The organism is Endozoicomonas arenosclerae, assembly GCF_001562015.1.
Lineage (GTDB): Bacteria > Pseudomonadota > Gammaproteobacteria > Pseudomonadales > Endozoicomonadaceae > Endozoicomonas_A > Endozoicomonas_A arenosclerae.
The window spans coordinates 1-7,052 of the sequence record NZ_LASA01000227.1 but is presented as its reverse complement, the minus strand read 5'-3'; the positions used below and the strand labels follow the sequence as shown (position 1 = coordinate 7,052).

Below are 7,052 nucleotides of genomic sequence, written 5' to 3'. Positions count from 1 at the left end.
TCAATTTGGATTTATAAAAGCCAGGTATCGAGGTTTGAAGAAGAATGACAATAAACTGTCTACTTTATTTGCCCTGGCGAATATTGTTCGACTGGATCAAATGATCCGGGCACAGGGTTAGTCCGCCCTGAAGTCACGAAAGTGGCTAAATATCATACAAATAAGGGGTTGAGACCTCTGATTTCAGTCCTACTTCGAACTCGATTCAAGAAGGGAAGTAAATTAGAGGTTATTCGCAGGTTCCCTAGCCGTATTTGATTCTGTTGAGAGTTTCTTTAAGCTCTCCGGTTTTTTCCAGATCGATATCGTAAAGATTGGCCAGCGCACAGACGTAATACAAAACATCGTATAACTCTTCGGCTATTGAGCCTTTCAGGTCACCCAGATCGGGCTGCCCGGATTTTCCCTTGCGAATGGCTTCCGACAACTCGCCGGTTTCTTCAATCAGTTTCAGGAAATAGCCGTGGGCCTGTTCCGGGTTAAAGTCCGATGCTTTTATCTTTTCTTGTAATTCTTTCAGTCGCATTCTGTATGGCCTTGTCGTCTGATTATTCTGACTTGCACAGATCAAGTAATTCTTCAGGCTGATAAAATATATGATTGGGATTATGTTGCCTGAGTTCATCGATGGGCCCGTAACCCCAGAGCACGCCCGCACAATCCAGCCGGTTGTCGTTGGCTGCAATCAGATCCGCTTCTCGATCACCAATCATGATGGAGTCTTGGCGAATCAGGCCTTTATCAAGCAGTCTGTGCAACTGGAAAGATTTCTTCATCCCGACTTCTCCGCCATCAACAAACTGAAAACATTCACTCAGGTTAAAGAGGTCAAGGATCCGTTGTGCAAAATCGACCCGTTTTGAGGTACAGACACCTAACGTTAGAGTGGGGTGCTGATTCAAAGTATTCAAAACATCCACTATACCCGGATAAAGCTTATTCTCGGCAAAGCCTATGTCAGAGTATCGCTCACGATAGCTGGCAATCAGGCTTGTGATTAAGTTTTGATCATCTGACTCCGTTAGAGTTGAGAATAAAAAATCGATGGGTGGACCTATGAGAGTGCAGATTTTCTGCTCATCTATTGGGTCAAAGTTGTGGGTGTTTAAAGCATGGTTTACCGATCGGACAATTCCATCTTTTGGATCACTGATTGTGCCGTCCAGATCAAAGATCAGGCAGTCATATTTTGATGAGTGCATGGTGTTCTTATAATTTCTCTACACAGTTCAGCCAAAAAATACTTGAGGAATCACAGTCTGAAACCTCTGGAGTAGGGTTTCAACCCTTCGATTCAGTCATTTGAGATTCGTTTACAAGGAATTTAAATGCTGTGCATGTATCAGGAGAGTTGATCAGGGCACAGTCATAGTGAAAAGTAGAGGGGCTAGGCAATAGTTTTGCCCCTCCTGGTCATTATATTTATCGTTTATTGAACGACATGCGATAGAGAATACTGTGACCTTCTCTTGCGTGTTTAACGACAGCAGCAATATGCAAAACCGTCAGGCCCAGTGTTGTGTAGGCCAGCCATTTGTGGAGCGTTTCAGCCGTATCAGCAGGGTTGATACCATGGAAATGTTCAAGTGTCGGAAACACTTTTGGCATTGCTATACCCAACCACTTAACACCATGGCCTCCCAGGTCTACTTCAGCCCAGCCGGCCAGTAATACCAGTGCAGGCAATAGATAAAGGCCCCAATGAGCGAGTTTGGCCCCCACGGCTTCAATAGCTGAAGTGATAAGTACGGATGGAGGCGGTGGTGTCATGACGCGAATAATAATTCTGATGATCAGGAGTACTACAAGTGTCACCCCTGTGGAAATATGGAGGCTAAAAAGCCATTCCTCCATGGGTGAGTCATCCTCGACAAAACGGGTCATGTAATACCCGCTTCCCCACATAAAGAAAAAGCCTGCTGCCATTAGCCAGTGCAGAAGTCTGGCGTACAACGAATACTGTTTTTGTTCATGTCCCATGGTTTCCCCCTCGTCGATCAAACCAACAGAATCTCCCGAAATAAATGGGTCGATATCACATGGGTTTATCTCATTTCGGAGGTGAAAAAATTGCACTTGGACAAGGAAGGGTAGAAAAAAAGAGGGAGTGGCTAACCTGTGCAGTATGCCCGACTTTGCTCCAGCCCAAGGTGGGCAATGACATCAATAATGGATAGATGTGATAGGAAGTATGAGCGTTTTTTCTGTGGGTATTCGCAAGCTTCAAATTGTTGAAACCTTAACTTGAGCCCGGAGCTTTCTTCAAACCGGTCTTCCAGAAGATACTCTTTTGAACCTTGTGGCGATAAATATTCTGATGCTGACAAGGCATTGCAAATTTGAATCAGGTGTTCCGTACGCTTACCTGAACAATTTAATTCACTGGCCAGAATAAATTGAGTGTTTAGACCGAGTTGTCTACTGATCATCTCGATAATACTGATATTCAACTGACTGAGAGTTGGACACTCTGAACGGTAAATGTCATCGATAATGGGCAAGACCTGCTGTGAAAAAGGCGATTTTGCGTAAGCCCTTTTCAGGGTCATCAAGTGTTTGTCTTGCCATTGGGGGAGGGTAGAAAGCCTGACTTCGTTGAGCCGAGTGCGTGAAGAGCATTTTTCAACGGGAACCGTCAGTAAATGTTCCTCACCATTGAGCAGTATCCGGTTTCGTACTTGCCAGGAACGCTTTTGATACTGAACATCATCCAGAAAAACAAAGTAGTCTGCCTGGTGGATCAGGTTGAAATAACCAGCCCAGGGAATAAAGCAGGGTTGCATGATGACACAGGTCGTCATGACATGGCCTGTTGCAAGTGGTGATCAAGGAACTCAATTTTCTTATCCCGTCCGTGGATATGCCAGGCACCTGGAAGCATATTGAAGCTATTGCTGTTCTGGTTGAATTGTTCGATCAACGCTTTGTCCCTGACTGTGAAATTAACATAGCGTCGTTGTTTATGAAGTGTCAGAGGGGATGCCAGGGGAGGGAGGTTAAGAAAGTCCAGATAGTCGCTGAGTTGGGTTTCCAGCTGATCCAGTGAAGCATGTTCAAGAAAACCTTCTACAGAAATTTTATTCTGGCCATTCAGTGGGTAGGCATAAAGCCTGAAAATGCTGGATCGGGAAGAGAATATCTGGTGGTACACGGGCTCAATAGGGGGCTCATTATCCAGCAATGCAGTGGCGCAATACATGGCTGTGGATGGGGTGTCGAGCTTGCCGGTCTGTGTATTGATGAGCAAACCGGTGGGGTTGGCACACCATAAGGTCAGATCGGCAGGGTAATGCTGACCTTTGGAATGACACTCTATATGACCATTGTCTGAAAGCATGGGTTTTACCGGTGCAGAGGTAAGAAGGGTTATATCTCTCTCCTTCAGCAGTCTGCCCAAACCTTCAAAGAAAGGGGTAAAGCCAAGTTCAGGTAACAGACCTATGGCCTTTTCCTGATCGGGAAACAGTATTGAACGGGGGACGCCTGTCATCTGGTCTACGACCGGATTTCTGGACTTCTCTTCACAAAGCCCTGAAACATCTTCCTTAAAAAATACCCTGGGCAGCTGCATGCTGGTGACACAATCGCTATGAAGACTGTCCAGCATCCCGAACTGTTCTGCCCAGTCAATAATCGGAGATGCGTGGCGACCGTACAGGGAAAGTCGGTCAATCAGCTTTTGTGAGTGTAATGTTGAGGCTTTATCCTGAATATCATGGGTGTCGTGTACAACCGGTTGGGCAAAATCCGGATGAAACTGCTGATCTCCAAAGAGCTCTGTTATCGAACCGTATTCATGGACAAAACTTTGCAGTTGGCCGGATAGCGATTGATCAAGCTGGTCCAGCCATTGCGAATCGTTAAAGTACTGACAGCCGTTAAAGTAGGATTCATTCTCAACTTCCAGATCTTTGAGGACCCCACCCAGGACAGGGCTGGCTTCCAGAAGCTGCACCCGGGCACCGGCTTCAGCTGCTTTCAGAGCCATAACGCAACCGGTAATGCCACCACCCACGATATTCAGTTTCATCCAGCGATCCTTTTCCGGAGAGTTTTGGTCAGTCCATAGACTCAGGGTTGTTTATAAGCATAAATGGCGTATTCAAAAGGAATCACATTATCCTTGATTTGGTAGTCGTGTCTGAGAGTGACCGTGGGTGTCAGTTGCTTTACATAACTGAAGGCATCTTCCGGCGTTTCATAGAATAATTCTTCATCCTGATAATCCACATAAGTGCTCATCAGATTGAAAGCCAGGCCTCGCTGAACACGACTAAACAGTTGTGAGACAGTATTCTGGTAGAAGGCCCTGTTGTTTGTCGTACGATTATTGAAAACACCGCTGACAAAGGCATAATCGAAAGTCTCATCCCCCAGGTTTTCCCATAGCTCAAAACGGTGTTCTGGGTGTTTCTCGCGCCCACAGGCCAGTAGTTCGGGAACTATGTCGACACCCGTGTATTCGACATCAATGTTTCTGTTCTTCAGATAAGTGGCCAGATGACCGGTGCCTGAGCCAAAATCCAGTATACGACTGCCGTTGAGTGGGGCAATATCCGTCAGAATGGCGAAGCGCTTTTCCTGGGTTTCACGGTCTGAGTATTGTGCGGCTTCGGCCGTGTCTCCAAACAGCTCCAGTCGTTGTCGATAGTGTTCGCGGATGTCCATGATCCTGCTCGCTGTTTATGGGTTAAAGTCACGGTTAGAAATTTCAAGCATTGCTTTTACGACTTTGTCGGTTCCATCGCACTGGAATGCCAGCTGATGATCCGTATCTAAATTCTTTAACTGCTCTATGCTCTTGACCAGCTGTTGGGTGTTCAATGATTCAGGCATGATTTTTATGCCGGTACCCAGCTCAACCAGGCGATCCGCTACTTGATTCTGTATGTCGGACAGTGGAATTAGCAGGGCCGGTATATTCAGGGCGGCTGTTTCATAACTGACAAAACCACAGGCAATAATGGCGGCGTTATGAAGGGCTATCAGTTCTGCCATGTTATGACTTTCTGTTAGGCATTCGTGGCCGAAGCGGGCGCACATCTCTTTAATGATGGGGTAGTCGGGATGGATAGACTGGATCAGTACGGAAAGCTCAAGCGCTTCAACCGCTTTGAGCTCTGAAAGGATTTTCAGACTGTTACTGCTGGCATCGGCACCTCCCATAAACAATAGGACTTTGAACTTATCAGACGGAGGTTTTGGGTAGCTACATTGAAATTCCGGTCTTAAAAGGCAATATTCTGTCCCGAGAAGGCATTCTGTGGATTCCGGAGTCAGATTTTTATAGTCCCCTTTTCCTGGCAGCTGGACATTCTGATCCAGTATAAGCTCACAGTCGTGTTGCCGATCGGCAAGGTCATCAATGGCCAGAATGTGTTTGGCCTTGGATCGGAGCTTTTTTTCCCACTGATTATCCAGAGCGTAATGATCCACCACTAACCAGTCACAGGGAGTGTCCATTAAGGAAAGGGTTTCTTCCGCATCGTTCTGCCACGAAGTGCCCAGCCAGTTTTTATAAGATGGGTAATCCTGTTGATTCAGAGGTGCAAGAGGAGTGGAGGTTGAAGAAAGGGAAAGTGTGTTGAATCCGGCTGAACGAATCTTGTCCAGCATGTGCCCCTGAAAAAGCCGACTGATAAACTGTACTTCAAAGCCTTTCTCTCTCATGGCTTCGGCCAGAGTCAGACAGCGCATGACATGCCCCGTGCCAATATGAGAGGCAGCGTCCACACGAAAAACAGCTTTCATGAACGGACACCCAAGGGCAGATAGGGAGGCATAAGATTTAAGAGCACAGTTAAATTCCTTTTTAACCGGTGGAGCTCAATTAAAGGCTGACTACTGGAACACAGTAAAGAGCTTATTGATTAAATGTAACATTAACGATTTTTATCAGGCAACCAGAGCCAAAAGAGATGAGCAAGTTATTGAATATTATCCAAACCCAACTCTTGCCTTTTGCGTTTGCTGAGTCCTGAACAGACGATTCGGTAGGATTCGGACAGGTAATATCTGAGTTCCTCATCAAATGCCCCGGCAGTATCCGTTTGCTGAATCCATTTCATACCACGGTTAGCGAAGTAGGGGGCTGGTTGATAGGCATCGTGATGACTGAGGAAGTCGAAATTAACGTCGGATGTTTTAAAAGTAAAAGCAGGTTGCTTGTCCTTACCCCAGCCACCCACAGCAAAAACCTTACCACCTACCTTCCAGACATGGGATCCACCCCATTGCACAACGTGAGTGGTTTCAGGCAAGGATTCACAAAAGTGGTTGAAGTCTTCGTAGTTCATTGCTGTTTATCTCTTGTGCCGGGGCTCTGCAGGTTGGGCACAAGCTCAGGTTAGAGCTTATACCCTTATTGATGCATAGTATGAGTCAACACTGCTTTTTTGAGGTCGTTAATAAGGTGGCTATTCTTGAGGAGCGCAATAAAAATTCAATTTGTTGCCATCCAAATCTCTACAGTAGGCACAGTAGAAGCCTGCTGGCCTTACTCCCGGTTCGCCTTCATTAATAGCACCCAACTTCAAGGCCGTTGCATGGGCTAAACCTACAGATTCTGGGTTTGGAGCCTTAATTGCGATCATGACACCATTACCTGCCGTTGCAGGTTCTTTGTTAAATGGAGACGTTACTGCAAAAAATGGAGAGTTTTTATCTGCGCCCCAGGCGATAAATGAAGGAGTATCCCAAATGCGTGATGCACCAAGTTCATTAAAGATCTGATCATAAAATTCAGTAGAGGCTTGAATGTTATTTGAGCCGAGTGTGATATAGCCTATCATTTTTTATCCTTGGTGGTTTAGTGCATCGTGAAAACCCACGTCCTATGGACGTGGTCATGAATGGTTGGCTTCGCCTGCCATGAACTACCCATGCTACTCCTTATCTCTGAGTTGTCCCCACAACTACTAGAGATAGGAAGTAACATGAGTAGATTTGAAAAGTTAACGCATGTCATTTGGCATTGCCAATATCATATAGTTTGGGTGCCAAAATACAGGTTTCGAGTCCTGACCGGGGCAGTGAAAGCCGAGGTTTATAAC

Annotated in this window: 10 protein-coding genes and 1 pseudogene; 2 read left to right on the top strand and 9 right to left on the bottom strand. The window is 46.0% G+C overall.

Translation table 11 applies throughout. The features are described 5' to 3' along the window. A pseudogene (locus tag WG89_RS32510) lies at positions 1-121 on the top strand (IS5/IS1182 family transposase); the annotation flags it as partial. Positions 122-244: 123 nt separating this feature from the next. Here the strand turns inward: WG89_RS32510 and WG89_RS27965 are convergent. The 9 genes from WG89_RS27965 to WG89_RS27925 form a co-directional block, all read right to left on the bottom strand. Further along, entirely contained in the window at positions 245-526 is a 282-nt protein-coding gene (locus WG89_RS27965) for a MazG nucleotide pyrophosphohydrolase domain-containing protein (protein ID WP_062271001.1), read from the bottom strand. A 22-nt stretch (positions 527-548) separates the two neighbouring features. Further along, positions 549-1,202 (bottom strand): HAD hydrolase-like protein, encoded by a 654-nt coding sequence (locus WG89_RS27960; RefSeq protein ID WP_062270999.1) that lies wholly within the window; start codon positions 1,200-1,202, stop codon positions 549-551. Between the two features lie 220 nt (positions 1,203-1,422). Then, on the bottom strand, positions 1,423-1,980 hold the full coding sequence (locus WG89_RS27955; RefSeq protein WP_062270997.1) for a cytochrome b: 558 nt from the start codon (positions 1,978-1,980) through the stop codon (positions 1,423-1,425). 131 nt (positions 1,981-2,111) lie between these two features. Further along, entirely contained in the window at positions 2,112-2,801 is a 690-nt protein-coding gene (locus tag WG89_RS27950) for a WbqC family protein (RefSeq protein ID WP_062270995.1), read from the bottom strand. Further along, a complete protein-coding gene (locus tag WG89_RS27945; protein ID WP_062270993.1) occupies positions 2,798-4,030 on the bottom strand; it encodes an NAD(P)-binding protein in 1,233 nt (410 codons plus the stop codon). Before WG89_RS27945 ends, WG89_RS27950 begins: the two co-directional genes overlap by 4 nt. A 41-nt stretch (positions 4,031-4,071) precedes the next feature. Continuing rightward, on the bottom strand, positions 4,072-4,668 hold the full coding sequence (locus tag WG89_RS27940) for a class I SAM-dependent methyltransferase (protein ID WP_062270991.1): 597 nt from the start codon (positions 4,666-4,668) through the stop codon (positions 4,072-4,074). Between the two features lie 15 nt (positions 4,669-4,683). After that, complete coding sequence (gene pseG / locus WG89_RS27935) at positions 4,684-5,751, bottom strand: UDP-2,4-diacetamido-2,4,6-trideoxy-beta-L-altropyranose hydrolase (protein ID WP_062270988.1); 1,068 nt, start codon at positions 5,749-5,751, stop codon at positions 4,684-4,686. 176 nt (positions 5,752-5,927) lie between these two features. After that, a complete protein-coding gene (locus tag WG89_RS27930; RefSeq protein WP_062270986.1) occupies positions 5,928-6,296 on the bottom strand; it encodes an MmcQ/YjbR family DNA-binding protein in 369 nt (122 codons plus the stop codon). A gap of 120 nt (positions 6,297-6,416) precedes the next feature. Then, positions 6,417-6,791, bottom strand: a complete 375-nt coding sequence (locus tag WG89_RS27925) for a VOC family protein (RefSeq protein WP_062270984.1) — start codon at positions 6,789-6,791, stop codon at positions 6,417-6,419. Between the two features lie 144 nt (positions 6,792-6,935). On the opposite strand from WG89_RS27925, the gene WG89_RS29860 reads away from it, so the two are divergent. Then, positions 6,936-7,052: transposase (locus tag WG89_RS29860; protein WP_172806846.1), on the top strand; the 117-nt coding region annotated here is incomplete at its 3' end.

Bases quoted from the DNA above. Each gene is read 5' to 3' on its own strand.
- WG89_RS27950 (WP_062270995.1), bottom strand. From the start codon at position 2,801: ATGACGACCTGTGTCATCATGCAACCCTGCTTTATTCCCTGGGCTGGT.
- WG89_RS27965 (WP_062271001.1), bottom strand. From the start codon at position 526: ATGCGACTGAAAGAATTACAAGAAAAGATAAAAGCATCGGACTTTAAC.
- pseG (WP_062270988.1), bottom strand. From the start codon at position 5,751: ATGAAAGCTGTTTTTCGTGTGGACGCTGCCTCTCATATTGGCACGGGG.
- WG89_RS27960 (WP_062270999.1), bottom strand. From the start codon at position 1,202: ATGCACTCATCAAAATATGACTGCCTGATCTTTGATCTGGACGGCACA.
- WG89_RS27940 (WP_062270991.1), bottom strand. From the start codon at position 4,668: ATGGACATCCGCGAACACTATCGACAACGACTGGAGCTGTTTGGAGAC.
- WG89_RS27925 (WP_062270984.1), bottom strand. From the start codon at position 6,791: ATGATAGGCTATATCACACTCGGCTCAAATAACATTCAAGCCTCTACT.
- WG89_RS27945 (WP_062270993.1), bottom strand. From the start codon at position 4,030: ATGAAACTGAATATCGTGGGTGGTGGCATTACCGGTTGCGTTATGGCT.
- WG89_RS27930 (WP_062270986.1), bottom strand. From the start codon at position 6,296: ATGAACTACGAAGACTTCAACCACTTTTGTGAATCCTTGCCTGAAACC.
- WG89_RS27955 (WP_062270997.1), bottom strand. From the start codon at position 1,980: ATGGGACATGAACAAAAACAGTATTCGTTGTACGCCAGACTTCTGCAC.